This window comes from Rhizobium sp. YTUHZ045, from assembly GCF_051124255.1.
GTDB lineage: Bacteria > Pseudomonadota > Alphaproteobacteria > Rhizobiales > Rhizobiaceae > Rhizobium.
The window spans coordinates 4,252,037-4,278,585 of the sequence record NZ_CP101432.1 but is presented as its reverse complement, the minus strand read 5'-3'; the positions used below and the strand labels follow the sequence as shown (position 1 = coordinate 4,278,585).

The window sequence follows — 26,549 nt, the reverse complement described above, 5'->3', positions numbered from 1 at the left end:
CTCAATGATGCAGATCGATCGGCGCCTTGTGGAAGACATCATCGCCTGGCGGGATGGCCTGGCGCTCGATCATGCGGTGGACATGGGGCGGGCCTTCGCCGCGATGAAGCGCGCGCAGCCGGTCGATGTTTTCGGCATCGGCTTGGGTGCGCCGCTGGTTGTGTCTGATGTACTCGACCCAGGTCGGCGTATGGTAGCTTTCCGTCCAGAGGCCAGGATTTTCGAGATCGCGCATCAGCGCCCAATGCCGGGCGCCGTCGCGGATGCGGATGCGTCGGCGCTCGCCCATCAGCGCCATGAATTCCGCCAGATCGTCGTCGGCGATCTCGTAATCGACCTGAATGACGATCGGGCCGCTGCGCGGGGTGATGTCGAGGCCTAAGGCCGGCGCGGTGAAGCGGTTCAGCGGATCGAGATTGAGCGAGGCGAAGGCCGGCATCGAAAACCGCAGCCCGATCGCAATGCCGAGCAGCAGGACGACCGACGCCATCAGCAGCGCATCGGCGACGCCATAGCGGTCCGCCGCGACACCCCAGAGCCAACTGCCGCCGGCAATGCCGCCGAAGGTGACGGTCTGATAGAGCGACAGCGCGCGCCCGACCACCCAGCGCGGCGTCGACAGTTGGACGATGGTGTTGAAGAGCGAAAGTGCGGAGACCCAACAGGCGCCCGAAATGAGCAGCCCGGCTGATGTGAGGACGGCGCTCGGGCTGATGGCGGCGATGACGGCGCTCAATGCAAAGCCGGCAAAGGCGAGGCGGATGATCGTCTCGCTGGACAGCGCCTGGCGAATTCTTGCACTCAGCACCGCACCGCCGATCGCGCCGATACCGAAGGCGCCGAGCATGAAGCCATAGGTCAGCGGACCGCCGGCAACGAGATCGAGCGCGACGACTGGCAGCAGCGCCAGGATGGAGCTGGCGCCGACACCGAATATAAGGCCCCTGACCAGAACCTTTTCGAGATTGGGCGACATCGAGACGTAGCGCAAGCCGGCAAAGATCGCGCTGCCGAGCGCCTCACGCGGCAGAGTCGAGACCGGTGTGCTCGGCCGCCAGCGCAGCAAAGCGTAGATCAATGGGAGGTAACTCAGGGTGTTGACCGCGAACGCAGCAGCAGCACCCGCCGCCGCCACGATGGCGCCGCCGATCGCCGGGCCGACGCTGCGGGTGATATTAAAGCCCATGCTGTTCAGCGTGACGGCGCCCGGCAGATCGGCGCGCGGCACCATGTCGCCGACCGAGGCCTGCCAGGAGGGATTGTTGAGCGCCGTGCCGCAGCCAATCAGGAAGGTGAAGAAGAGCAGCAGCCAGGGCGTTATCCAGCCGAGAAGGGCTGATGCGGTCAGCAGCGCCGACACCACGAGCATCATGCACTGCGCCGTCAGCATGACCCGGCGTCGGTCGTAATTATCGGCGAGCGCGCCCGATACCAGGGAAAACAGCATGATCGGCAGCGCCGTCGAGGTCTGAACCAACGCGACCATATCCTCCGAAGCGGTGATGGTCGTCATCATCCAGGCAGCACCCACCGCCTGGATCAGGCCGCCGAAATTCGAGGAAAGGCTGGCAAACCAGATGGCCCGATAGGTATCGTGCCGCAAGGGCGCCAATGTCGCTGAGGTGTAGGCCACGATTTCTCCCGCTTTTGTTTTTGAGACCCACCGGCAATATATGCGCAAGACCTTCGCTGGCCATAGGCTCGTTCGCCTTGCCGGAAGCGATTTGGCGGAATAGGTCGCAGACCTTGCAATTTCGGAAAAACCCGACTATATGGCTCTCAAATTCTTGATCGCTTGATGAAGAGTGGGCCGCAAGGACCCGCTCTTTTTTATTAGCTCGATCGCCCGAACAGCTTGAAATTGCGAGGAGCGCCGCTTGTCGGACATGACAAACGCAGACAACGAACTTGAGCCGCGGCTGATTACCGAAACCGGGCTCGACCAGCGTCTTGCCGATATCATCGAACCCGTTCTCGTCGGCATGGGTTTCCGGCTCATCCGCGTGCGCATGCTGAACCAGAACGGCGCGACGATGCAGGTGATGGCCGAGCGCAATGACGGCACGATGACAGTTCAGGACTGCGAAGAAGTCTCGATGGCGATTTCTCCCGTCCTCGATGTGGAAGATCCGATCGATAAAGAGTATCATCTTGAGGTGTCTTCGCCCGGCATCGACCGTCCGATGGTGCGGAAATCCGATTTCGTCCGCTGGCAAGGCCACCTTGTAAAGTGCGAAACGTCGATCATGATCGGCAACCGCAAACGCTTCCGCGGCAAGATCGTCGAAGCAGACGCCGATGGATTCACGCTCGAGCGTGACCAGGTCGCCTACGGGGAAGAGCAGAAGGTCATCATTCCCTTCACGGCGCTTAGCGATGCGAAGCTCATTCTGACCGACGATCTGATCCGCGATGCGTTGCGCGCCGACAAGCTGGCGAAAGCGCAGGCCGCCAACCAGAACGAAGCAGACGACCAGGAATAACCGATCAACAGACCGCTCCCAGGGACGGGAATCCTGGAGTAAAGACGGAGAAACAAGACAATGGCAGTCAGTGCGAACCGGCTCGAACTTCTGCAGATCGCAGATGCAGTGGCGCGCGAAAAAGTCATCGACCGGGAGATCGTGCTTGCCGCAATGGCCGATGCCATCCAGAAGGCGGCGCGCTCCCGTTACGGCACCGAATCCAACATCCGGGCCGACATCAATCCGAAGACCGGTGAAATCCGTCTGCAGCGCCTGCTCGAAGTGGTCGACAAGGCCGAGGATTATTCGACGCAGATCCCGCTGGAGCTTGCCCGCGACCGCAATCCGGACGCAGCCCTCGGCGATTTCATCGCCGATCCGCTGCCGCCGATGGATTTCGGCCGCATCGCAGCACAATCCGCCAAGCAGGTGATCGTGCAGAAGGTGCGTGAAGCCGAGCGCGACCGCCAGTTCGACGAATTCAAGGATCGCGTCGGCGAAATCGTCAACGGCACCGTCAAGCGCGTCGAATACGGCAACGTCATCGTCGATCTCGGCCGTGGTGAAGGCATCATCCGCCGCGACGAAATGATCCCGCGCGAGAACGTGCGCTATGGCGATCGCGTGCGTGCATACGTATATGATGTACGTCGGGAGCAGCGTGGTCCGCAGATTTTCCTGTCGCGCACGCATCCGCAGTTCATGGTGAAGCTCTTCACCATGGAAGTGCCTGAGATCTACGACGGCATCATCCAGGTGAAGTCGGTCGCCCGTGATCCGGGCTCGCGCGCCAAGATCGCGGTGATTTCGAACGACAGTTCGATCGATCCGGTTGGCGCCTGCGTCGGTATGCGCGGCTCGCGCGTCCAGGCCGTCGTCGGCGAACTCCAGGGTGAGAAAATCGACATCATCCCCTGGAGCCAGGACCCGGCGACCTTCGTGGTCAACGCCCTGCAGCCGGCGGAAGTGGCCAAGGTCGTTCTCGACGAGGACGCCGAGCGCATCGAAGTCGTCGTTCCCGACGAGCAGCTGTCGCTTGCGATCGGCCGCCGCGGCCAGAACGTCCGCCTTGCTTCGCAGCTGACCGGCTGGGATATCGACATCATGACGGAGGCCGAGGAATCGGAACGCCGTCAGAGGGAATTCAACGAGCGCACCAACCTGTTCATGGATTCGCTCGACGTTGACGAAATGGTCGGCCAGGTTCTGGCGTCCGAAGGCTTCGCCGCCGTCGAAGAACTGGCCTATGTCGATCTCGACGAGATTTCCTCGATCGACGGTTTCGACGAAGAGACCGCGCAGGAAATCCAGCAGCGCGCCCGCGAATTCCTCGAGCGTCTCGAAGCCGAGATGGACGAGAAGCGCAAGGCGCTCGGCGTTGAGGACGAGCTGCGCCAGATCGACGGCATGACCGCCCAGATGATGGTGGCGCTCGGCGAGGACGGCATCAAGACGATCGAGGATTTCGCCGGTTGTGCGGCCGATGATCTCGTCGGCTGGAGCGAACGCAAGAACGGCGAAACGAAGAAGTTCGAAGGCCTGTTCTCGAAGTTCGACGTCTCGCGTGTCGAGGCCGAGCAAATGATCGTCCAGGCCCGCCTCGCGGCTGGCTGGATCACCGAAGAGGACCTGGCGAAGGGGACCGAAGAAGAGGTCACCGAAGCCGAACAGGAAGCATGATGACCGCGCATGAGCCGAACGTTCTTCCCGAGGACGACGATCTTGCAGGGTATGACGTGAACGGACGCATGTGCATCGTGACGCGCGAAAGCGGATCGCCGGAAGAGCTGATCCGCTTCGTCGCGGCTCCCGACGGAACCGTCGTCGCCGACCTGAAGCGCGAGCTTCCGGGACGCGGCTGCTGGGTGAAGGCCGACCGGTCGCTGGTCGACAGGGCGGTGGCGAAAAAGCTGTTCGCCCGGGCGCTCAAAGCGGAAGTGAAAGCGGCGGACGATCTCGGCGCAAGCGTCGACCGGCTGCTGGCAGCGCAATTGATGCAGATGATGAACATGGCGCGCAAAGCCGGCCAGTTCGTCAGCGGCGCCTCGAAAGTGGATGCCGCGGTCAGAAGTGGAGCAGCCCTTGCGGTGTTCCACGCAACTGACGCAGCGGATGATGGAGTGCGAAAAATCGACCAGGCCCGCAAGGCCTGGCACCTCGGAATGGAGACCGAGGAGGAGATACCTTCCTACCGTTTCTTCTCGGAGAGCGAAATGGAAGGCCTGATGGGCCAGAATGCTTTTATCCATGCCGCAGTGCTTGCAGGGCAGGCGGGTGAGGGTGTAGTGAAGCGCGCAAAGATGCTCGAACAGTACCGTATTGGCGGTCAGTCCCGGGCAGCGGGCGGCGCTGGCCGGCAAAAACAATGAGGCGGTCACCGGCATCGGCCGGTTTCATTCTCATTGATCGACAGTATTTGAACGACAGGGTCTGATCTAGTCATCGCTCCCTGTCCGAAGGAACGGGAACGAATGACCGATAGTAACGACGACAAGACACTCAGCGTAACGGGCAAGAAGACGCTCACCCTGAAACCATCGGGGATGAGCCAGGGTACCGTTCGCCAGGATATGGGTCGGGGTCGCACCAAGGCGGTCGTGGTCGAGACCCGCAAGCGGCGCCCGATGCGCCCGGAAGACGAAAAGCCGATCACGCCTGCGGCCCCCGCAGCCCCGGTTCGCGCAGCCGAACCGGCGCCGGCACCTGCTCAGGCGCGTCCGCAGCAGTCGACGCCGGCACCCCGGATTCATCAGCCCGGTGGCGGCCAAGCCAACCAGCGTCCGCAGCAGTCCTATCAGCAGCCGCGTCCGAACGATCGCCCGCGCCCTGTCGTGCTGAACCATCTGTCGCCTGAGGAAATGGATGCGCGCCGCCGTGCGCTCGCCGAATCCCAGGCGCGTGACGCCCAGGATGCGATCCGCCGCGCCGAAGAAGAAAAACGCCGCGCCGCCGAAGAGGCTGTCCGCAAGGCGCGAGGGAGGAGCAGCGCCGCGTGCGGAAGAAGCTGCGCTCGGCCGAAGCGCCGCGCTCCGACTGCGCCGCAGCACGCCGTTGTGCGCCGCCTGGCGTGCCGAGCGCGTTCAGCGGCGCCGCGGCGTCTCGTCGCGCCGCCGGCGCTGTGGCAGCCCGCGTGGCCGCCCGCACCTGCGCGTGCGCCGCACGCGGTCGGCGCCCTGACGCGCGATGCTAGCGCCGCGATGGGCGCGCGCGCGCTCGTGCCGTCGTGTCGTCGTCCGGCCCGCAAAGCCGTTGACGAACGCGCCCCAAGCGGAGGAGGACGCGCGCCGCGGCAAGCTGACGATCACCACTGCCGATGTGGACGGCGAGGACGCCGGCCGCAGCCGTTCGCTTTCGGCGATGCGCCGCCGGCAGGAGAAGTTCCGCCGCAGCCAGATGCAGGAGACTCGCGAGAAGATTTCCCGCGAAGTCGTCCTGCCTGAGACCATCACCATTCAGGAACTGTCGCAGCGCATGTCCGAACGCGCCGTCGACGTCATCAAGTACCTGATGAAAGAAGGCCAGATGATGAAGCCGGGCGACGTCATCGACGCCGACCTTGCCGAACTCATCGCCGGCGAATTCGGCCATACCGTCAAGCGTGTCTCTGAATCCGACGTCGAACTCGGCATCTTTGACATCGCCGACGTTGAAGGCGACCGCGTTTCGCGTCCGCCCGTCGTCACCATCATGGGCCACGTCGACCACGGCAAGACCTCGCTGCTCGACGCCATCCGCCATGCCAACGTGGTTGCCGGCGAAGCCGGCGGCATCACGCAGCATATCGGCGCCTATCAGGTGGAGCAGAACGGCCAGAAGATCACCTTCATCGACACCCCCGGCCACGCCGCCTTCACGGCGATGCGTGCCCGCGGCGCGCAGGCGACCGACATCGCGATCCTCGTCGTGGCAGCTGACGACAGCGTCATGCCGCAGACGATCGAATCGATCAATCACGCCAAGGCAGCCGGTGTTCCGATCATCGTGGCGATCAACAAGATCGACAAGCACGAAGCCGATCCGCAGAAGGTGCGCAACCAGCTTCTGCAGCACGAAGTCTTCGTGGAATCGATGGGCGGCGAAACACTTGACGTCGAAGTGTCGGCCAAAACAGGCAAGAACCTCGACAAGCTGCTCGAGGCCGTTCTGCTGCAGGCGGAAATCCTTGACCTCAAGGCCAATCCGAACCGCACCGCGGAAGGCACCGTCATCGAAGCCCAGCTCGACCGCGGCCGCGGCTCGGTTGCCACGGTTCTCGTTCAGAACGGTACGCTGAAGCCGGGCCAGATCATCGTCGCAGGCGACGTCTGGGGCCGTGTGCGCGCGCTCGTCAACGACAAGGGCGAGCATATGAAGGAAGCGCCGCCGGCGATGCCCGTCGAAGTGCTTGGCCTTTCCGGCACGCCGCAGGCGGGTGACAAGTTCGCCGTGGTCGAGAGCGAAAGCCGCGCCCGCGAAATCTCGGAATATCGCCAGCGTCTTGCCCGCGACAAGGCGGCCGCCCGCCAGTCGGGACAGCGCGGTTCGCTGGAACAGATGATGACGCAGATGCAGAGCACCGGCATCAAGGAGTTCCCGCTCGTCATCAAGGGCGACGTGCAGGGTTCGATCGAAGCGATTGCCGGCGCGCTGGAAAAGCTCGGAACCGACGAGGTCCGTGCCCGCATCGTCCATTCGGGCGCAGGCGGCATCACGGAGTCGGATATTTCGCTCGCCGAAGCCTCGAACGCGGCCATCATCGGCTTCAACGTTCGCGCCAATGCGCAGGCGCGCCAGTTCGCCGAACGCCAGGGCATCGAGATCCGCTACTACAACATCATCTACGACCTCGTGGATGACGTGAAGGCAGCGATGTCGGGCCTGCTGTCGCCGGAGCGGCGCGAGACCTTCATCGGCAATGCCGAGATCCTGGAGGTGTTCAACATCACCAAGGTCGGCAAAGTCGCAGGCTGCCGTGTCGTCGAAGGCAAGGTCGAGCGCGGGGCGGGCGTCCGCCTTATCCGCAACGACGTCGTCGTTCACGAAGGCAAGCTCAAGACCCTCAAGCGCTTCAAGGACGAAGTCTCCGAAGTGCCGATGGGCCAGGAGTGCGGCATGGCCTTCGAAAACTACGAAGACATGCGCGTCGGCGACGTCATCGAGTGCTTCCGCGTCGAACATATCACGCGCACGCTCTAATCCTCTGCGTTCCAGCAGCTTGACAAAAGCCATCCGCTCTCCGGCGGGTGGCTTTTCTACCTGCCGGCTTGACCTTTTCAGCCAAAAGAGTCATGGACGCTCTCCTTTGACGGGTTCGATTCCCAGCCGCATCGGCAAACAGAGATAACAATGACCAGACCAACATCCTCCGCGCCTTCGCAGCGCATGCTGCGCGTTGGCGAACAGGTCCGCGCCGCGATCACCCAGGTGCTGCAGCGCGGCGAAGTGCGTGACGACATCATCGAGGCGACCGTGATTTCGATCTCCGAAGTGCGCATGTCGCCGGATCTCAAGATCGCCACGGCTTATGTGACGCCGCTCGGCGTTTCCGACCACAGCATCGTCATCGAGGCGTTGAACCGCCATGCGAAGTTCATCCGCGGCCGGCTCGGGCCGCAGCTTCGGCAGATGAAATACATGCCGGAGGTGCGCTTCCGCGACGACACCAGCTTCGACAATTACAAGAAGATCGACGAGCTCTTGCGTTCGCCCGAGGTGAGCCGCGACCTCGACGGCGATAACGACGAACAATAATAGAAGAGACTGATGTCCAAACCACGCAAACCCAAGGGCCGGCCGATTTCCGGCTGGCTGATTCTCGACAAGCCGGTGGATTTCGGCTCGACGGAAGCCGTTTCCAAGATCAAGTGGCTCTACAAGGCGCAGAAGGCCGGCCATGCCGGCACGCTTGATCCGCTCGCCTCCGGCATGCTGCCGATCGCGCTCGGCGACGCGACCAAGACGGTTCCCTATGTAATGGACGGCCGCAAGATCTATGAATTCACGGTGAGCTGGGGAGAGGAGCGCGCGACCGACGACCTCGAAGGCGAGGTCACGCAGACATCCGACAAGCGTCCGACCGAACAGCAGATCCGCGACATCCTGCCAAAATATATCGGCACGATCAGCCAGGTCCCGCCGCAGTTTTCCGCCATCAAGATAGCGGGTGAACGCGCATACGACCTGGCGCGCGAAGGGGAAGCCGTCGAGATCCCCTCGCGCGAGGTGGAAATCTTCCGGCTGACCCTGCTTGCCTGCCCGGACGCCAATACCGCGCATTTCGAAGTGGAATGCGGCAAGGGCACCTATGTCAGGGCGCTCGCCCGCGATTTCGGCCGCGAGCTCGGCTGCTACGGCCATATATCAGGGCTGCGGCGCACCTTTGTCGCGCCCTTTTCGGAAGACGCCATGGTGCCGCTCGCAAACCTGGTGGCACTCGAAGCGATCGAGGATATGGACGAGCGGCTTGCCGCCCTCGACGCGCTGCTGATCGACACCTGCGAAGCATTGTCGGCCCTGCCCCATCTCGTCATCAACGACGACCAGGCGCACCGGCTGAAGATGGGCAATCCGATCCTGGTGCGCGGTCGCGATGCACCGATTACCGAGAGCGAAGCCTATGCGACGGCACGCGGCAGGCTGATCGCGATCGGCGAAATCGGCCAGGGCGAGTTTCGACCGAAGCGAGTTTTCGCCTGAGTCGGCACCACTGACGATTGTCAGGCGGTAGCGATGCGATATCTTCCTTTCGGGCCATAGCGCCCGAGGGGCCATGGTGGCCCGACAAGGGGATGAAAATGCGCGCAACCGCTATCGGAGTACTGACGTTCTTTTCGATGTTCCTGACCATCGCCGGCGCTCAATCCGCCGAGCGCTGGGCCGAGCTGCCGGCCTTTCCTTCGATGCCCGCGGCGACGACGAGCGGCGTGGCCGATGTGAACGACATCAAGATGTATTATGCCGAATATGGTGAAGGCGAGCCGATCCTCTTCATCCATGGCGGCCTTGGAAATGCCGACGTCTGGGGTCACCAGATCGCCGATTTCGCCAGGGATCACCTGGTCATCGTCGCCGACAGCCGCGGCCATGGCCGCTCGACGCGCAGCCAGCAGCCTTTCGGCTACGATCTGATGACATCGGATTACGTGGCCCTTCTCGACCATCTGAAGATCGGCAAGGTGACGCTGGTGGGATGGTCGGACGGCGGCATCATCGGCATCGACATGGCAATGAAACATCCGGAAAAGCTGACCCGCGTCATTGCCCAGGCGGCAAACGTCACGACCGACGGCGTCAAGGCCGACGTCATGGAAAACCAGACCTTCAAAGCCTACATCGATGTCGCCGGCGATCAGTACCGAAAGCTTTCGCCGACGCCGGACGAGTACGATGCCTTCGTCACGCAGATCTCCCACATGTGGGAGACCCAGCCGGCATGGACGGCCGCCGATCTTGGAAAGATCACGGTTCCCGTCACGCTCGCGATCGGCGATCACGATGAAGCCGTCAAGCTCGATCATACGGAATTGATGGCCAAGGAGATTCCCGGCGCCAAGCTCGTGATCCTGAAGGATGCCAGCCATTTCGCCATGCTGCAGGATCCCGAAGGTTATGATGCGATGATCCGGGACGCCATGGCGGGCCGTTGAAAGCGGCTGCGGGAGTCCCCTCTTTCCATCGCTGCAGATTTGGTTTATAGGCAGCGCCAGCGTCAGGTTCGCCTGCTCGCATTCACGGCCAAAGCTGGACGGCATCCCGGCTTGTGGCGACTTCTTCTCCTCTCATAGAAAGGAACGTCCGATGTCGATCACTGCTGAGCGCAAGGCTGCGCTGATCAAGGAATATGCAACCGCCGAAGGCGATACCGGTTCTCCGGAAGTCCAGGTTGCGATCCTGACCGAACGCATCAACAACCTGACCGAACATTTCAAGGACCACAAGAAGGATAACCATTCCCGCCGTGGCCTGCTGACGATGGTTTCGAGCCGCCGCTCGCTTCTTGATTATCTCAAGAAGAAGGATGAAGGCCGCTATTCCAAGCTGATCAACAGCCTGGGTATCCGCCGCTAAAATTGTCCGGCGGACGCTTTTAAGCGTCCGCCGGATCTGTTTCGGGACGACGTCCCCGATGAAATGTTCCGCCCGCGCCCTATCTCATGCGGTGGAACGACCGGCAGGCCCGGATGGGCCGGTTCTGCCAAACCAACCGTTGACCTGTCATGGGGCAGGATTGCCGGATGCTTTCGGCCAAAGCTCTCCAAGGCTTTGGCCTAAGTTTCTCAGGAACTCTCAAGTTCGGGAAACTGCCGATGAAAAGCCTCCCGTTGTCTTGCCCGTGATACGTCACATTGATTGCGGTCGACTGTGCGCTGCGCCCTGATATCGGCGATGGCGCGTGCTCCCGCATTGAAGGACAAGATATGTTTGATACACACACAGTGGAAATCGAGTGGGCCGGCCGCCCGCTGAAGCTCGAAACCGGCAAGATCGCCCGTCAGGCGGACGGTGCGGTTCTCGCCACTTACGGCGAGACCGTCGTTCTCGCCACCGTCGTCTCGGCCAAGGCGCCGAAGCCCGGCCAGGACTTCTTTCCGCTGACCGTCAACTACCAGGAAAAGACCTACGCGGCCGGCAAGATTCCCGGCGGCTATTTCAAGCGCGAAGGACGTCCGAGCGAAAACGAAACGCTCGTTTCCCGCCTGATCGACCGCCCGATCCGCCCGCTCTTCCCGGAAGGCTACAAGAACGACACGCAGGTCGTCGTCACCGTCGTCCAACACGACCTCGAGAACAATCCCGACATCTTGTCCATGATCGCCTCTTCGGCGGCGCTGACGCTTTCCGGCGTTCCTTTCATGGGCCCGGTCGGCGGCGCGCGCGTCGGCTACATCAATGGCGAATATGTTCTCAACCCGCATCTCGACGAGATGGATGAGTCGAGCCTCGACCTGGTCGTCGCCGGCACCTACGACGCCGTGCTGATGGTCGAGTCCGAAGCCAAGGAACTGCCCGAAGACGTCATGCTCGGCGCCGTCATGTTCGGCCACAAGGGCTTCCAGCCGGTTCTCGACGCGATCATCAAACTCGCCGAAGTCGCCGCCAAGGAGCCGCGCGACTTCCAGCCGGAAGACTATTCCGAGCTCGAAGGCGAGATGCTGAAGCATTTCGAGGCAGAACTCCGCGAAGCTTACAAGATCACCCAGAAGGCCGATCGCTACGCCGCCGTCGACGCCGTCAAGGCAAAGGTCAAGGCGCATTTCCTCCCCGAGGAAGGCGAAGCCAAGTATACGGCCGAGGAAGTCGGCGCGATCTTCAAGCACCTGCAGGCCAAGATCGTCCGCTGGAACATCCTGGACACCAAGAGCCGCATCGACGGCCGCGATCTTGAAACCGTTCGTCCGATCGTTTCGGAAGTCGGCCTTCTGCCGCGCACGCACGGTTCGGCGCTCTTCACGCGCGGCGAAACGCAGGCGATCGTGGTTGCCACGCTCGGCACCGGCGAAGACGAGCAGTATGTCGACAGCCTGACCGGCATGTACAAGGAGCGCTTCCTGCTCCATTACAACTTCCCCCCCTTCTCGGTTGGTGAGACCGGGCGCATGGGCTCCCCAGGTCGCCGCGAGATCGGCCACGGCAAGCTCGCATGGCGTGCGATCCGTCCGATGCTGCCGTCGGCTGAGCAGTTCCCCTACACGCTGCGCGTCGTTTCCGAGATCACCGAATCCAACGGCTCGTCGTCGATGGCAACCGTCTGCGGCACGTCGCTGGCGCTGATGGATGCAGGCGTCCCGCTCGCCAAGCCGGTTGCCGGTATCGCCATGGGCCTGATCCTCGAGGGCGATCGCTTTGCCGTCCTCTCCGACATTCTCGGTGATGAAGACCACCTCGGCGACATGGACTTCAAGGTTGCCGGCACGGCCGATGGCATCACTTCGCTGCAGATGGACATCAAGATCGCCGGCATCACCGAAGAGATCATGAAGGTCGCTCTCGGCCAGGCCAAGGGCGGTCGCGCCCATATCCTCGGCGAAATGGCCAAGGCCATCACCGAAAGCCGCGGCCAGCTTGGCGAATTCGCTCCGCGCATCGAAGTCATGAACATCCCGGTCGACAAGATCCGCGAAGTCATCGGCTCTGGCGGCAAGGTCATCCGCGAAATCGTCGAAAAGACCGGCGCGAAGATCAACATCGAGGACGATGGCACCGTCAAGATCGCCTCCTCTTCCGGCAAGGAGATCGAAGCGGCCCGCAAGTGGATCCACTCGATCGTCGCCGAGCCTGAAATCGGCCAGATCTACGAAGGCACTGTCGTCAAGACCGCCGACTTCGGCGCCTTCGTCAACTTCTTCGGCGCCCGCGACGGCCTCGTCCATATCTCGCAGCTCGCTTCCGAGCGCGTCGCCAAGACAACTGATGTCGTCAAGGAAGGCGACAAGGTCTGGGTCAAGCTGCTCGGCTTCGACGAACGCGGCAAGGTTCGCCTGTCGATGAAGGTCGTCGACCAGGCCACCGGCCAGGAGATTCCGAACGAGAAGAAGAAGGAAGAAGCGGCCGAATAAGCCGCCTCTGCCAGCTTTAATTCCGGGCGCGGGAATCTTCCGCGCCCTTTTTCTATTCTAAATGAGACGATATCCATGAGCCGCGAAACGCTGAAGACTCTTTTCCACCCCTTTGCCAGCGGCACAATCAAGGCGCCCGGCGAAGGCGAGCGTGTGCTCTTCCTCGGCGCCGAGGCTGGCTTTGCGCTGCCGGAAGGTTTTGCCGCCGCGCTCAGCGCCGTCCAGGGCTTCCGGCCGCTCTACCGCCAGCTGCTGGCGCAGCGGATCGAAGCCACGCCTGAGATCGACGGTGAGGACTATGACGCAGCACTCGTGCTCTGCACCAAGCACAAGGGCGAGAACGAGGCCAATCTCGCCGCCGCGATCACCCGCACGCGGGCCGGCGGCCTGATCGTCGTTGCCGGCGCCAAGGAAGACGGCATCCAGCCGCTGCGCAAGCGCATGGAAGGATTCGGCCTCGCCATCGACCATATGCCGAAATATCACGGCGTGGCCTTCTGGTTCGGCCGGCCGGCAGAAACCGGCGAAATCGTCTCCAAGCTGGCGAAGGCGCCGGTGCGCGTCGACGATCGCTTCCATGCGGCTGCCGGCATGTTCTCGCACGACCGGATCGATGCCGGCTCGGAACTGCTCGCCTCGCGCCTGCCGCAGGATTTTGCCGGCGACGTCGCGGATTTCGGCGCGGGGTGGGGCTATCTCTCCGTCGAGATGGCGCAAAGATCGCCTGGAATTGCCCGCCTTGACCTCTACGAGGCCAACCACGCCGCTTTGGAGGCCGCCAAAGACAATCTGGCGGAGAACTGCCCAAACGCGCCTGTGCGCTTCTTCTGGCACGATCTGGCGAGCGAGCCGGTCAAGGACAAATACGACCTCGTCATCATGAACCCGCCCTTCCATGAGGGCCACGCCGCCGAGCCTTCGCTCGGCCAGGCGATGATCAAGGCCGCAGCATCCGCCCTTCGCGGTAACGGCCGGCTGATGCTCGTCGCCAATCGCGGCCTGCCTTACGAGCCGGTTCTGGCGGCCAATTTCAAGGAAAGCGGCGAAACCTGCCGCAATGCGCGCTTCAAGGTGCTGTGGGCGAAGAAGTAAGCTGTCCGCATTGGCAGCCTCGAGTGATCTGCTAGACTTGCTGCAGATGGAGAAATCACAGGGGAGAGGGATGGAGACTGAAGCCAACAAGGCGCTCGTCATGGCGTATGTCGAGGCATTCAACCGCTTCGACATGGTCGCACTGCGCGAACTGTTTGCCGCCAATGCGCGGATTTACGGTGTTCTGGGGTATGGTGGTCTGGACGACGTCGAACCCATCTGGCGCGAGCTTCACGAGGGCATGAATATAAACCTCGAGATCCTCGATATCGCCGCGGAGGGAACGAATGTCGTGGTCCGCTACCGGGAAACCGGGCGCTACTCCGGTTTCTTTCGCGGTCTCGTGGGGCATGACCCGACCGGCAAAAGCTACGAAGTCACAGCAATGGAATGGTTCGTTGTCGAAAACGGAAAGATTGCGACCCGCTGGGGCGCCAGGGATTCGGCGGCTATCTTGCGGCAGGTCATTCATCCCTAGAGCAATTCCAGCAAAAGTGTGTAACGGGTTTTGCGTTCGGAACTGCGTGAAAACAAAGAGATAGAGCATTTCCGTGATTCGAAGAAAAACGGAGGTGCTCTAGAGCCTTTCATGTTTTGACGGAAGCATAGCCCGCATTTGAGAAGTAGTTGGCGCATTCCTCTGGCTTGATGGTGTCGGCGAGTAAGCCCAGATGGCGCCAGGTTTCCTCGATGGTTCGCTTTTGGGCTTGGCGCATCCAGTGCTTGATCTTGGCGAAGGCTTGTTCGATCGGATTAAGGTCGGGGGAATATTTTGGCAGGAACCAGAGCCTGGCGCCGACGGCCCTGATGGCGTCGCGGATGGCTTTGGCTTTGTGAGAGCCGAGATTATCGAGGATGACGATGTCGCCAGGTTTGAGGGTCGGGATCAACTGCTGGCGGACATAGGCGTGAAAGCATTCGCCATTGATGGGACCGTCAAAGACGCAGGGCGCAGTGAGCTTGTCGCAGCGTAGGGCGCCGAGGAAGGTCAGGGTGCGCCAGCGGCCATGCGGGGCAAAGCCGCGCAATCTTTTGCCCCTCGGCCCCCACCCGCGTAACGGCGCCATGTTGGTGCGGATCCAGGTCTCGTCGATAAAGACGAGCCGCTTCGGATCGAAGCGGTCTTGCCAGGCTTTCCAGCGGGCTCTGCGCCGGGCAATGTCGGCGCGGCCCTGCTCAAGGGCGAACAGCGTTTTTTTTAAAGCTCAAGCCCTCGCGGCGCATGAACTGCCAGATGGCATTGTGGGAGACGCTCACGCCACGGGCGGCCAACTCATCCTTCAGCCGATGTAGCGTCAGATGCGATGTCTGCTCGATCTGCTCGACGATGAAGGCGCGGTGCGGCTCCAGCACACGTCGGCGATGGCCGCCCATCTTGCCCGGTGACACACTGCCGGTGGCCCGATAACGCTGTGACCACTTCACCACGGATGAGACAGCTATGTCGAACCGCTCCGCCACCACCCGGCAGCTCTGACCGTCCACAACCGCTGCAACGACTCGCTCGCGAAGATCATTCGAATAGGGTCGCGTCATGGATGCTGGCCTCCATTCCAGCATCCATCATGAATCACAAATCTGCTGATTTGGGAATCCAGAACCGATTCCGATAAGCAATGATCCGCTCTAGAGGATGAGTCTTGAAGAAAAGCCGGGCTCGCCTTCAAGCCCGGCTTTCTGTCTTTATTCCACGTCTGCCCTGCGCAGCGCTTCGAGCGTCGGCATGGAGGTGATGTTGAAGCCGGCATCGACGAAATGGATCTCGCCGGTGACCCCGGCGGAGAGGTCGGAGAGCAGGTAAAGCGCCGAACTGCCGACCTGATCGATGGTCACAGTCTTGCGCAGCGGCGCGTTCCGCTGGTTCCAGGAGAGGATCGCGCGTGCGTCCGAAATGCCGGCGCCGGCAAGCGTGCGGATCGGGCCGGCGGAAATTGCGTTGACGCGGATGCCGCGCGGGCCGTAGTCGGCAGCGAGATAACGCACCGAAGCCTCGAGCGCCGCCTTGGCGACGCCCATGACATTGTAATTCGGAATGACGCGCGTCGAGCCGTTATAGGTCAGAGTCAGCATCGCGCCACTGCCTTCCATCAGCGGGGCACAGCGCTTGGCGATCTCGGTGAAGGAGAAGCAGGAGATGACCATGGTGCGGCTGAAATTCTCCCGCGTCGTATCAGCGTAGAGGCCCTTCAGCTCGTTCTTGTCGGAGAAACCGATGGCATGGACGATAAAATCGAGCTTGCCCCAGCGCTCGCCGAGTGCGTCTACCACGGCATCGACGGACGCAATATCCTCGACGTCGCAAGGCAGCACGAAATCCGAGCCGACTTCGGCGGCCAGCGGCCTGACGCGCTTGCCGAGCGCATCGCCCTGATAGGTGAAGGCGAGGTCTGCACCCTGTGCGGCGAGCGCTTTTGAAATCCCCCAGGCAATCGAATGGTTGTTTGCGACGCCCATGATGAGGCCGCGCTTACCCTGCATGATTCCAGTCATGTTGTTATCCGTTGTAGCGCTGGAAGACGAGCGTGGCGTTCGTCCCGCCGAAGCCGAAGGAATTGGAGAGAGCGATATCGAGCTTCGCATCGTCGATACGCTTGCGCACGATCGGCACGCCTTCGAATTCGGGATCGAGCTCGGTGATATGGGCGCTTTCGCCGATGAAGCCTTGCTGCATCATCAGCAGGGAATAGATCGATTCCTGCACGCCGGCCGCACCCAGCGAATGGCCGGTCAGCGATTTGGTCGACTGGATATGCGGGATCGTGGCGCCGCCGAATACCTCGCGGATGGCGCCGATTTCCTTGCTGTCGCCGACCGGAGTCGAGGTGCCGTGAGTGTTGATATAGTCAACATCGCCTTTGACGGTGGAAAGCGCCTGGCGCATGCAGCGGATAGCGCCCTCGCCGGAAGGCGCGACCATGTCGTAACCATCGGAGGTCGCGCCGTAGCCGACGATTTCAGCGTAGATTTTGGCGCCGCGGGCCTTGGCGCGCTCCAGCTCCTCCAGCACCAGCACGCCGGCGCCGCCGGCGATGACGAAACCGTCGCGGTTGACGTCATAGGCGCGCGAGGCGGTGTCGGGCGTATCGTTATATTTGGAGGACATGGCGCCCATGGCATCGAAGAGATTGGACATCGTCCAGTCGAGATCTTCGTGGCCGCCGGCAAACATCACGTCCTGCTTGCCCCACTGAATCATTTCGGCGGCGTTGCCGATGCAATGGGCGGAGGTCGAGCAGGCCGACGAGATCGAATAATTGACGCCGTGGATCTTGAACCAGGTGGCAAGTGTGGCCGAAGCGGTGGAGGACATCGCCTTCGGCACGGCGAAGGGACCAATGCGCTTCGGGCTGTTGTTCTTGGTGGTGATCTCGGCCGCCTCGATCAGCGTACGGGTGGACGGTCCGCCGGATCCCATGATGATGCCGGTGCGCTCGTTCTGGGCATAGTCCTTCTCTTCCAGGCCGGAATCGGCGATCGCCTGCTTCATGGCGACATGGTTCCAGGCGCCGCCCTGCGACAGGAAGCGCATGGCGCGGCGATCGACCAGTTCGGCAAGTTCCGCCGGGCCGAGCTTCGGGCTGCCCCAGACTTGGCACTTGAAGCCGTGTTCGGCGAAATCGTTGGAAAAGGAAATGCCCGACTTTGCCTGGCGCAAGGATTCGGTGACTTCGGCCGCATCGCTTCCGATCGAGGAAACGATACCCAGACCCGTGACAACTACCCGTCTCATCTGATCAAACCTTTGTTGTTTTCGTCAGCCGCTCGAAATGCCGTCAGGCGGTCTTGTCTTTCGATAGACCGACGCGAAGGTCGGACGCCTGGTATATGGTCTCGCCGTCCGCCTTCAGCCAGCCGTCGGCCGTGCCGAGCACGAGGCGACCGCGCATGACGCGCTTGAAGTCGATGCCGTATTCGATCAGCTTGGTATGCGGCCGGACCATGCCCTTGAATTTCACTTCGCCGGTTGAAAGCGCCATGCCGCGACCTTCCTCGCCGAGCCAGCCCAGAAAGAAACCGGTCAGCTGCCACATGCCGTCGAGGCCGAGGCAGCCCGGCATAATCGGATTGCCTTCGAAATGGCAGGGAAAATACCAGTCGTCGGGGCGTACGTCGTATTCGGCCCTGAGATAACCCTTGTCGAAGGCGCCGCCCGTTTCGGAGATGTCCGTGATGCGGTGAACCATCAGCATGGGCGGCAGCGGCAGCTGCGCATTACCGGGTCCGAACAGCTCGCCATGGGCGCAAGCGATGAGTTCTTCATACGAGAAGCTGGACTGTCTGGTGGTCATAAAATTTCTTTTTCCCCCCGCGTGAAGCCGATGGATGTGAACGTGTAGTCCAAGTTCTTCAGAAAATGAAGCACAAGCAAGGCAGCTTCATTCATCGGTTTGGACCAGGCTTACGCCATTATTTGGTGGTCGCATACAGGAAGGCCAGAGCTGCGACCAGACCTATTTGCATCAAAAGCCCGTTTTTGCCGCGTTTATCAGGCTCCTGTCCCCACTGAACTATTGAAAGGCTCCGATGCAAAAGTTATACCGCTTGAAGAAACATGATTGCTTTATGCAGGAATAATCGGAGTTCGTGTTGATGACGGGTACACTCCCGATCGCAATAGAGGTAAGGCTGCGCGGCGCGGGCCTGCGCCCTACACGCCAGCGCATCGCGCTCGGCGACCTCCTGTTTGCCAAGGGCGACCGGCATTTGACCGTCGAGGAACTGCATGAGGAGGCGGTTGCCGCCGGCGTGCCGGTTTCGCTGGCGACCGTCTACAATACGCTGCACCAGTTCACCGAAGCCGGTCTCATCCGCGTTCTCGCTGTCGAGAGCGCCAAGACCTATTTCGACACCAATGTTTCCGACCACCATCATTTCTTCATCGAAGGCCATAATGAGGTGCTCGACATTCCCGTCAGCAACCTGACGATCGGCAATCTGCCGGAGCCGCCCGAAGGCATGGAGATCGCTCATGTCGACGTGGTGATCCGCCTGCGGGCCAAGCAAGGCTGACGGCACCTAAAAGATTCACATCACATCGTCTGGATGCCGGCCGGGCTTATGTTTGTAGATCGGGAAGGTCCAACCGAACCAAAGAGCGCCGCCGCGAACAGCAAAGGCCGCCACGACACCGCAGCCCGAGGCCAGATAGAGCGGCATCCCCAGCGCGTTGGCGAGCGTAAACACGCCGGCGCCGATCAGCGCCGCCGTCACATAGATTTCCGGCCGCAACAGCACCGAAGGCTCGTTTGCCATCAGATCGCGCAGGATGCCGCCGAAGGTTGCCGTCAATGTACCGGTGACGATCGCGATGGTCGGCGAGCCGGTGGCGGCAAGTCCCTTGGCGGCGCCGAGCACGCAATAGGCGGCAAGGCCGATCGCATCTAGCCAGATCAACAGGCGATAGCGCGATTCCAGCAGGTGAGCTGTGAAAAAGACGATGACGCCCATGATGCAGCAGACGAGGATATAGGCGGGGTTCAGCACCCAGAAGACCGGCACGCGGCCGAGCACGATGTCGCGCACCGTGCCACCGCCGGTCCCCGTCACCATGGCGAAAAACAGAAAGCCGATCAGATCGAGCTGCTTGCGCGAGGCGGCGAGCGCGCCTGTCGCGGCAAACAGCGCAATGCCGGCATAATCGAGATAGACGAGCAAGGACATGCGGACCCCGGAGCCGGCGAACAGTTTCCGGAAAGAACCATGGCGGCAAGGGCGGCGCAAGGCGGCGCGGCGATAAAGCATCGGTCTTTATTCGATGCATGTCACTATCCAGAAACCGCTGCACAGTTTTGGGCGGCATGCATGGACTACGGAGCCTTTGTCCAAAAGAGGAAAGCCTGTGAAAACGCTGGTGCTCGCCGTTCTCAACATCGTCCTGCTGCTTGCCGTGCCGGTTGCCGCGCTTGCCCAGCAATCGCTGATCTCCGATCCCGAGATCTACGAGAAGAAGCATTTCCAGGAACAGTGCAAGGCGGCCGAATTCGCGGACGGCTTCATCACCCGGCAGGACATCAACAATGACGGGCTGATCGACGCCGTGGTCAATGAAGGCCAGCTGACCTGCGACGGGCAGAAGGGGCCGCAATGCAACGACGACGGCTGCACCTATAACTTCTATCTGCAGGTCGCAGAAGGCGGTTATTTCATGATCGCGACGGCGCAGATCTTCGGCTATGACTTCGTCCAACGCTTCGGCAACATGGTGCTGGCGATGAAGATGCATCCGCGTTTCTGCGACCGCACCGAAGGCGACCCCTGCATCGTGACCGCGCGTGTGCGCGGCACGAAATTCGTCACCATCTCGAAGAAATAAGCTTAGCGCGGATAAAGCTCCGACGTCCGGCCGGCGAGATAGTAGCCGACTAGGCCGTACCATTCGCGGATCGCCGTTGCCATATTCTGGGCATTGAGGTTCGGCTGGGTGAAATCCAGGCCCGGTCTCACCCGCCCGTCGGTCCGATAGTCGGTCGGCCAGGGCACGATGTCGATGCCGAGCTTACGAAAGATGCCGACGGAACGCGGCATATGGAAGCCCGAGGTGATCAGCAGGCAATTGGAAAGCCCCTGGCTCGCCAGGAATTCCTTGGTATTGACGGCATTTTCGAAGGTTGTGCGCGATTGCCGCTCCTCGATCAGACGATCCCTCGCGATGCCGAAGAGCGGGAAGAAGCGCTCGGATGCCGCCGCATCGCCTTCGTAAATGCCTGAGAGTGAGCCGTCGCCGCCCGAGATCAGAATCCGCGACTGCGGAAATTTCTGCGCGAGCCGCAGGGCTTCGACGAAGCGGTCGGCGGCAGGGTTGAATTCAATGCCGTGACGCGCCGTATTCACCTCGTTTTCGAAGGCACCGCCGAGCACGATCATGCATTCGAGGCTATCGGGATCTGCGGCGGGTTTGGCGAAGCGCTGCTCCAGACCCTGCATCAGAAGGTTGCCGGCCGTGGTGTAGAGCGTGACGAAGAGGATGAGGGCTGAAGCCATCGCGCCGAGAATGCTTAAGCTGCGCCAGCGCAGGAGGCCGGCGGCAAAGGCGAAGAAGACGAGAAGGAATGCCAGCGACAGCGGCTGGGCAAAAATCCAGACGAGCTTCGAAATGACGAACAAGACCTACTCCTTAAGGACGAGCGGCATCCTTCCTATCCGATTCGACGGTAACAGGAATGCGACGGGTCCTATCTCTAGCGCAGGGCGCCCGTGCGGTGCGGCGCGAGCTTCTGGTTGAAGCGCCGCTGAAGCGGCCGGGGAATGAACATGGCGACAAGCGCCAGCGCCATGGCAAAGATGGAGACCAGCCACAAGGCATGGGCGCCGCTCAGCCGCGTCAGGACCGCACCGGCGATCGCGCCGAGCATCATGCCGCCCCAGGGTACGAGCTGGATGGTCCATTCGATACGGCGATCGCCGATGATCCAGCGGCCGATGCCGCGGCCGAAACGCGACAGCGCGCCTGTCACATAAGTCAGGCCGATCGGCAGACCTTCGATATGTTCGACGGCGGCGTTCACCATGCCCATGGATAAAACGATCATGTAGAACCGCGCGAGCATCAGGCCCTCAGCCGTCGTCATCGAAGCAAGCGCCAGAAGGGCGCCGACGCAGCCGAGCACGACGAAGATGCGCCGCTCGGAGACATGGGCGATGACGATGCCGGCCGCATTGCCGAGCACGAAAACGAGAATGGCGGAGATCAGCACCGCCGCATGATAAAGATTGCCCTGGCTGAGGGCGAGTGCGGCCCGGGTCGTATTCCCCGTCATGAAGGAGACGAAATCGCCGGTCAGCAGCAGCCCGGTCGCATCGGTCATGCCGGCCAGAAACGAAATTGAACCAACGAGGGCGAGCCCGGTCAGGGTTCGTCGTGTACGAATGATACGGCGGCGTCTTGCTCTGGTCATTGGTCGAAGGGTCCTGAAGCCGAATCACTGAGATTCTTGCATGAAGGATAAGTCCTCTTCTTGAGGAATTGGCAAAGGATTGGCCGAGACGGACGCTTGCACGGCCGCATTTTTTCGGCGATAAAACGGCGTCGCTTCAGACCGAAGCTCCGTAAGCGTTTACGTCAATCAACGCGCAACCCGCCGGTCGGCGCTGCGCGATTGTCCGATCGGCATCTTACGGAGATTAAAAATGCCCAAAGGCAAACTCCCCAAGCGTTACAACTCGGTCGTCATGCCGCTCATCCTCTCGCTGCTGATGACATCCGTCGTCTCGGCGATCAGCATCGTCAGAGCACAAGGCCTCACCACGGCTACCCTTAGCATGTGGCCCTCCGCCTGGGCTCTCTCCTGGGCAATCGCCTTTCCCGTGCTGCTCCTGGTGCTGCCGGTGGTGAAGCGGTTGACGGCAGCGATCGTGGAGATGTGAGGCGGAAGGCTCCGGCGGGCTGTGGGAGCGGCCTGCCGGAGTTGGCGGGCTGGGTTAAAGTCTTTTCTTTGCGAATGCGCCACGCATATCGCGTGGCCGGGCTTTCGGTTTTCCCACGCGCCGGCGCATATTGGGAGTCAATCTTCCGGTTGGCGAATCAGTTTGAATTCACGTTCGGCTGGACTAATCTCTTGCCGGCAAAAGCCCTGCCGGAATGCGATTTCAAGTATTTTTCGAATTCAAGAGCTTTGTGCTTGTCAGGAAAGGCGCAATACCAGAGCAACTTCCATGGTGCGAACTTCGCGGTATGGGCGGATTTGCCAGAATTATGAGCCAAAAGGCGCTGCTTCAGATCTGTGGTACACCCGGTGTATTCCTGATCGGGAAAATCGGCGCTTCGGGGAATATAGACATACCACATCAGCGTTTCAGCCCGTCGTCGCCCTTCGGGCTATGCCCGGCACTGCTTCGGCCTAACGGTTCCTCGCGGCTGCGCCACGCGAAGCCCGTAAGGGCGAAGCGTGGTGGAGCTAAGCGGGATCGAACCGCTGACCTCTTGCATGCCATGCAAGCGCTCTCCCAGCTGAGCTATAGCCCCATCAAGGCAGTCCGGCGTGGCCGGTCCTGGGATGCTCCGGAGGGCGTTTCCTCTGGAGTGGCGGCTTCTTACTTGCGGTTTTCGCAGATAGCAAGCCTAAAAAAACCGACCCGGAAATTTTTTGTCATCCGGGCCGGCATTTGTCTGATCAGACTTCGTCTTCGTCGCCGGTCACGCCGATGATGTCGCTCATGTCGTCGTCATCGTCGTCTTCGTCAGGCGTGAGGAAGGTGTCGTCATCGTCGTCGCCTTCGATTTCGACATCGTCATCGCCGATATCAGGGATGTCGTCGCCGCCGGCGGCGTCATCGGCATCCTCGAGCGAAACCAGTTCGACTTCGGTGTTTTCGGTATCGACTTCCGCGACCTCGTCTTCTTCGGCAACATCAGCGATCGCCGAGGTTTCCTCGAAGAAGGACAGGGGATAGGACTTGCCGGTATAAGGGGAAACGATCGGATCCCGGTTCAGATCATAAAACTTCTTGCCGGTTTCCGGATCGGTGCGCTTGGTTCCAAGTTCCGCTTTCGCCACTATAAGCCTCGTGAGAATGGCCGAATCCGCGATTCGGCAAAATGCCGTGCAAGCCGGCGTTCCATCGGAATTTATAAGCCGGTCCCCTTAATCGCTGTGGCTTCCCATGTCAAAGCCAAACTTTATCATCTCCGTGCGGCCGTTTTCGCCGGCTGGCGGATGACCGCTGACGGCGTTTGTGGTAACGAGGCGCGGCGGTAGAAGAAGCGGACGAAGGCAGCAGCCGGCCAGGCCGACGCTTCGGAAGAAATGCGCTGCAGTTACAGAGGATTACGCGATGCATGGCTCTGCGCCGCAGCCCGCCGCCAGCTTCCAGCTGTTCCAGCCGCATCCGCGCAGGATGACCCCTTCGGCGCCTCGCGGCGCATCATTGCAGGATTGATCCCCATGGCTACAAAGAGTTTCACCATCGCCATCGACGGTCCGGCGGCGGCCGGCAAGGGGACGCTTTCGCGTCTTATCGCTGAGCGATACGGCTTTCACCATCTCGACACGGGCCTGACCTACCGCGCGACCGCCAAGGCGCTGCTCGATGCCGGCCTGCCGCTCGACGACGAGGCGGTGGCGGAAAAGATCGCGCGGGAGGTTGAACTTGCCGGGCTGGATCGCGATATACTTTCCCGACACGAGATCGGCGAAGCCGCCTCGAAAATCGCCGTCATGCCGGCGGTGCGCCGGGCCCTGGTCGAGGCGCAGCGTCGGTTTGCGGCAAAGACGCCGGGCACGGTGCTCGACGGACGCGATATCGGCACGGTCGTATGTCCGGATGCGCCGGTCAAGCTCTATGTGACGGCGTCGCCGGAGGTACGCGCCAGACGGCGTTACGATGAGATCCTCGGCAAGGGGGCGACGGCGGATTTTGATGCGATTTTCGAGGACGTCAAGCGGCGCGACGAACGCGACATGGGACGGGCCGACAGCCCTTTGAAACCAGCCGATGATGCGCACTTGCTTGATACGTCGGAAATGAGTATAGAGGCCGCGTTTCAAGCCGCTCAATCGATCATCGATGCGGTCTTGAGCCGAAATGCCTAAATTCAAGCGATTTTGCATGCTCAGACGCATGGATCGCTTTAATGCAGCCTGAAATTCCGTCCAAGCGCCGGATTGCCTTCGTGAAAGAGGGCGGACTGGGTTCAGGCCCATTCAACTCGAACCAACCGGCGCATACGTGGGCCTTGAAGCTATCGAAGGCCACGCAGGAGATTTTATGTCACTAGCAACTCCCTCTCGCGAGGATTTCGCGGCCCTTCTCGAAGAGTCCTTTGCCAAGAACGATCTGGCTGAAGGCTATGTCACCAAGGGTATCGTCACGGGCATCGAAAAGGATGTCGCCGTTGTCGACGTCGGCCTCAAGGTCGAAGGCCGCATCGCGCTCAAGGAATTCGGCGCACGCGCCAAGGACGGTTCGCTGAAGGTCGGCGACGAAGTCGAAGTCTATGTCGAGCGCATCGAAAACGCGCTTGGTGAAGCCGTTCTGTCGCGCGAGAAGGCTCGCCGCGAAGAAAGCTGGATCAAGCTCGAAGCCAAGTTCGAAGCCGGCGAGCGCGTCGAAGGCGTGATCTTCAACCAGGTCAAGGGCGGCTTCACCGTCGACCTCGACGGCGCGATCGCCTTCCTGCCGCGTTCGCAGGTCGACATCCGCCCGATCCGCGACGTCACGCCGCTGATGCACAACCCGCAGCCCTTCGAAATCCTCAAGATGGACAAGCGCCGCGGCAACATCGTGGTTTCGCGCCGTACGGTTCTGGAAGAGTCCCGTGCCGAGCAGCGTTCTGAAATCGTTCAGAACCTCGAAGAAGGCCAGGTTGTTGACGGCGTCGTCAAGAACATCACCGATTACGGTGCGTTCGTCGACCTCGGCGGCATCGACGGCCTGCTGCACGTCACCGACATGGCATGGCGCCGTGTGAACCATCCGTCGGAAATCCTGAACATCGGCCAGCAGGTCAAGGTTCAGATCATCCGTATCAACCAGGAAACCCACCGCATCTCGCTCGGCATGAAGCAGCTCGAGAGCGATCCGTGGGATGGCATCCAGGCGAAGTATCCGGAAGGCAAGAAGATTTCCGGTACCGTCACGAACATTACCGATTACGGTGCGTTCGTCGAGCTGGAGCCGGGCATCGAAGGCCTGATCCACATCTCGGAAATGTCCTGGACCAAGAAGAACGTTCACCCCGGCAAGATCCTGTCCACGAGCCAGGAAGTCGAAGTCGTCGTTCTCGAAGTCGATCCGTCCAAGCGCCGTATTTCGCTCGGCCTCAAGCAGACGCTGGAAAACCCGTGGGCAGCATTCGCCCGCAGCCATCCGGCCGGCACTGAAGTCGAAGGCGAAGTCAAGAACAAGACCGAATTCGGCCTGTTCATCGGCCTGGACGGCGATGTCGACGGCATGGTGCACCTCTCCGACCTCGACTGGAATCGTCCGGGCGAGCAGGTCATCGAGGAGTACAACAAGGGTGACGTCGTCAAGGCTGTCGTTCTCGACGTCGATGTCGAGAAGGAACGCATCTCGCTCGGCATCAAGCAGCTCGGCAAGGACTCGGTTGGTGAAGCAGCCGCTTCGGGCGACCTGCGCAAGAACGCAGTTGTTTCCTGCGAAGTCATCGCCATCAACGACGGCGGCATCGAAGTGAAGCTCGTCAATCACGAGGATATCACTTCCTTCATCCGTCGCGCCGATCTCGCCCGCGACCGCGACGAGCAGCGCCCTGAGCGCTTCTCGGTCGGCCAGATCGTCGACGCCCGCGTCACCAACTTCTCCAAGAAGGACCGCAAGATCATGCTGTCCATCAAGGCTCTGGAGATTGCGGAAGAGAAGGAAGCCGTCGCTCAGTTCGGTTCGTCCGACTCGGGCGCTTCGCTCGGCGACATCCTGGGCGCAGCCCTGAAGAACCGCAGCGGCGAATAAGCCTCGCAGTCACGTCTGAAATATGGAACCCGCCGGAGCGATCCGGCGG

25 protein-coding genes, 1 tRNA gene and 1 pseudogene are annotated in these 26,549 nt (G+C 61.3%); 16 read left to right on the top strand and 11 right to left on the bottom strand.

All coding sequences use genetic code 11. The annotated features are described in order from the left end of the window. Position 1: 1 nt before the first annotated feature. The gene (locus NMA58_RS20900; protein WP_434711790.1) at positions 2-1,681 is read right to left on the bottom strand and encodes an MFS transporter; all 1,680 of its coding nucleotides are present in this window, start codon (positions 1,679-1,681) and stop codon (positions 2-4) included. Positions 1,682-1,877: 196 nt separating this feature from the next. Here NMA58_RS20900 and rimP point away from each other — a divergent pair, with 196 nt between their 5' ends. The 11 genes and pseudogenes from rimP (at position 1,878) to NMA58_RS20845 (ending at position 14,570) form a co-directional block, all read left to right on the top strand. Beyond that, positions 1,878-2,483 (top strand): ribosome maturation factor RimP, encoded by a 606-nt coding sequence (rimP, locus tag NMA58_RS20895; RefSeq protein WP_041678513.1) that lies wholly within the window; start codon positions 1,878-1,880, stop codon positions 2,481-2,483. 60 nt (positions 2,484-2,543) lie between these two features. Further along, positions 2,544-4,145 (top strand): transcription termination factor NusA, encoded by a 1,602-nt coding sequence (nusA, locus tag NMA58_RS20890; protein WP_434711789.1) that lies wholly within the window; start codon positions 2,544-2,546, stop codon positions 4,143-4,145. Beyond that, positions 4,142-4,834, top strand: coding sequence for an RNA-binding protein (locus NMA58_RS20885; protein WP_176536342.1), 693 nt, complete (start codon positions 4,142-4,144; stop codon positions 4,832-4,834). Before nusA ends, NMA58_RS20885 begins: the two co-directional genes overlap by 4 nt. Positions 4,835-4,936: 102 nt before the next feature. Then, positions 4,937-7,640: pseudogene (gene infB / locus NMA58_RS20880) on the top strand (translation initiation factor IF-2). A 150-nt stretch (positions 7,641-7,790) separates the two neighbouring features. Further along, positions 7,791-8,195 carry a 30S ribosome-binding factor RbfA gene (gene rbfA / locus NMA58_RS20875; protein WP_009993666.1) on the top strand — a complete coding sequence of 135 codons (405 nt, stop codon included), beginning with the start codon at positions 7,791-7,793 and terminating at the stop codon, positions 8,193-8,195. Between the two features lie 12 nt (positions 8,196-8,207). Next, positions 8,208-9,140: a tRNA pseudouridine(55) synthase TruB gene (gene truB, locus NMA58_RS20870; protein ID WP_097600456.1), complete on the top strand. Its 933-nt coding sequence runs from the start codon at positions 8,208-8,210 to the stop codon at positions 9,138-9,140. Positions 9,141-9,238: 98 nt separating this feature from the next. Beyond that, positions 9,239-10,090, top strand: coding sequence for an alpha/beta fold hydrolase (locus NMA58_RS20865; protein ID WP_085779916.1), 852 nt, complete (start codon positions 9,239-9,241; stop codon positions 10,088-10,090). A 151-nt stretch (positions 10,091-10,241) separates the two neighbouring features. Then, positions 10,242-10,511, top strand: coding sequence for a 30S ribosomal protein S15 (gene rpsO, locus NMA58_RS20860; RefSeq protein WP_009997779.1), 270 nt, complete (start codon positions 10,242-10,244; stop codon positions 10,509-10,511). 350 nt (positions 10,512-10,861) lie between these two features. Next, positions 10,862-13,000 (top strand): polyribonucleotide nucleotidyltransferase, encoded by a 2,139-nt coding sequence (gene pnp, locus NMA58_RS20855; RefSeq protein ID WP_011423507.1) that lies wholly within the window; start codon positions 10,862-10,864, stop codon positions 12,998-13,000. Between the two features lie 75 nt (positions 13,001-13,075). Then, positions 13,076-14,092 (top strand): class I SAM-dependent methyltransferase, encoded by a 1,017-nt coding sequence (locus tag NMA58_RS20850; protein WP_430960667.1) that lies wholly within the window; start codon positions 13,076-13,078, stop codon positions 14,090-14,092. 70 nt (positions 14,093-14,162) lie between these two features. After that, positions 14,163-14,570 (top strand): ester cyclase, encoded by a 408-nt coding sequence (locus NMA58_RS20845; protein ID WP_434711788.1) that lies wholly within the window; start codon positions 14,163-14,165, stop codon positions 14,568-14,570. Positions 14,571-14,679: 109 nt separating this feature from the next. Here NMA58_RS20845 and NMA58_RS20840 read toward each other — a convergent pair. The 4 genes from NMA58_RS20840 to fabA form a co-directional block, all read right to left on the bottom strand. Further along, positions 14,680-15,628 (bottom strand): IS630-like element ISRel6 family transposase gene (locus NMA58_RS20840; protein ID WP_434710177.1). Its coding sequence is split into 2 segments (ribosomal slippage): positions 14,680-15,291 and positions 15,293-15,628, totalling 948 coding nucleotides; the frame shifts between segments, so codons are not numbered across the junction. A gap of 147 nt (positions 15,629-15,775) precedes the next feature. Beyond that, positions 15,776-16,582 (bottom strand): enoyl-ACP reductase FabI, encoded by an 807-nt coding sequence (fabI, locus tag NMA58_RS20835; protein WP_430960666.1) that lies wholly within the window; start codon positions 16,580-16,582, stop codon positions 15,776-15,778. Positions 16,583-16,586: 4 nt separating this feature from the next. Beyond that, positions 16,587-17,822, bottom strand: coding sequence for a beta-ketoacyl-ACP synthase I (fabB, locus tag NMA58_RS20830; RefSeq protein ID WP_434711787.1), 1,236 nt, complete (start codon positions 17,820-17,822; stop codon positions 16,587-16,589). 43 nt (positions 17,823-17,865) lie between these two features. After that, positions 17,866-18,381, bottom strand: coding sequence for a 3-hydroxyacyl-[acyl-carrier-protein] dehydratase FabA (gene fabA / locus NMA58_RS20825; protein ID WP_020920068.1), 516 nt, complete (start codon positions 18,379-18,381; stop codon positions 17,866-17,868). A gap of 301 nt (positions 18,382-18,682) precedes the next feature. Here fabA and irrA point away from each other — a divergent pair, with 301 nt between their 5' ends. After that, complete coding sequence (gene irrA, locus NMA58_RS20820) at positions 18,683-19,102, top strand: iron response transcriptional regulator IrrA (protein ID WP_434711786.1); 420 nt, start codon at positions 18,683-18,685, stop codon at positions 19,100-19,102. A gap of 15 nt (positions 19,103-19,117) precedes the next feature. Here irrA and NMA58_RS20815 read toward each other — a convergent pair whose 3' ends face one another. Continuing rightward, positions 19,118-19,753 (bottom strand): trimeric intracellular cation channel family protein, encoded by a 636-nt coding sequence (locus tag NMA58_RS20815; protein ID WP_064805816.1) that lies wholly within the window; start codon positions 19,751-19,753, stop codon positions 19,118-19,120. A gap of 178 nt (positions 19,754-19,931) precedes the next feature. On the opposite strand from NMA58_RS20815, the gene NMA58_RS20810 reads away from it, so the two are divergent. Continuing rightward, positions 19,932-20,405 carry a hypothetical protein gene (locus NMA58_RS20810; protein ID WP_434711785.1) on the top strand — a complete coding sequence of 158 codons (474 nt, stop codon included), beginning with the start codon at positions 19,932-19,934 and terminating at the stop codon, positions 20,403-20,405. 2 nt (positions 20,406-20,407) lie between these two features. On the opposite strand, the gene NMA58_RS20805 is transcribed toward NMA58_RS20810, so the two are convergent. Together NMA58_RS20805 and NMA58_RS20800 are read right to left on the bottom strand one after the other, a co-directional pair. After that, positions 20,408-21,196 (bottom strand): YdcF family protein, encoded by a 789-nt coding sequence (locus NMA58_RS20805; protein ID WP_434711784.1) that lies wholly within the window; start codon positions 21,194-21,196, stop codon positions 20,408-20,410. A 74-nt stretch (positions 21,197-21,270) separates the two neighbouring features. Further along, a complete protein-coding gene (locus tag NMA58_RS20800; RefSeq protein WP_434711783.1) occupies positions 21,271-21,987 on the bottom strand; it encodes a YoaK family protein in 717 nt (238 codons plus the stop codon). 232 nt (positions 21,988-22,219) lie between these two features. On the opposite strand from NMA58_RS20800, the gene NMA58_RS20795 reads away from it, so the two are divergent. Continuing rightward, a complete protein-coding gene (locus tag NMA58_RS20795; protein ID WP_434711781.1) occupies positions 22,220-22,456 on the top strand; it encodes a DUF2798 domain-containing protein in 237 nt (78 codons plus the stop codon). A gap of 157 nt (positions 22,457-22,613) precedes the next feature. On the opposite strand, the gene NMA58_RS20790 is transcribed toward NMA58_RS20795, so the two are convergent. From NMA58_RS20790 to NMA58_RS20780, 3 genes are all read right to left on the bottom strand, one after another. Next, a complete protein-coding gene (locus NMA58_RS20790) occupies positions 22,614-22,877 on the bottom strand; it encodes a GIY-YIG nuclease family protein (protein WP_434711780.1) in 264 nt (87 codons plus the stop codon). 101 nt (positions 22,878-22,978) lie between these two features. Beyond that, a tRNA-Ala gene (locus NMA58_RS20785) sits at positions 22,979-23,054 on the bottom strand. A gap of 148 nt (positions 23,055-23,202) precedes the next feature. Next, positions 23,203-23,586 carry a TIGR02300 family protein gene (locus NMA58_RS20780; RefSeq protein ID WP_085776500.1) on the bottom strand — a complete coding sequence of 128 codons (384 nt, stop codon included), beginning with the start codon at positions 23,584-23,586 and terminating at the stop codon, positions 23,203-23,205. Positions 23,587-23,973: 387 nt separating this feature from the next. On the opposite strand from NMA58_RS20780, the gene cmk reads away from it, so the two are divergent. Both cmk and rpsA read left to right on the top strand, forming a co-directional pair. Next, on the top strand, positions 23,974-24,621 hold the full coding sequence (cmk, locus tag NMA58_RS20775; RefSeq protein WP_430960660.1) for a (d)CMP kinase: 648 nt from the start codon (positions 23,974-23,976) through the stop codon (positions 24,619-24,621). A 175-nt stretch (positions 24,622-24,796) separates the two neighbouring features. Next, entirely contained in the window at positions 24,797-26,500 is a 1,704-nt protein-coding gene (gene rpsA / locus NMA58_RS20770; RefSeq protein ID WP_434711779.1) for a 30S ribosomal protein S1, read from the top strand. The last annotated feature ends 49 nt before the right edge of the window (positions 26,501-26,549 follow it).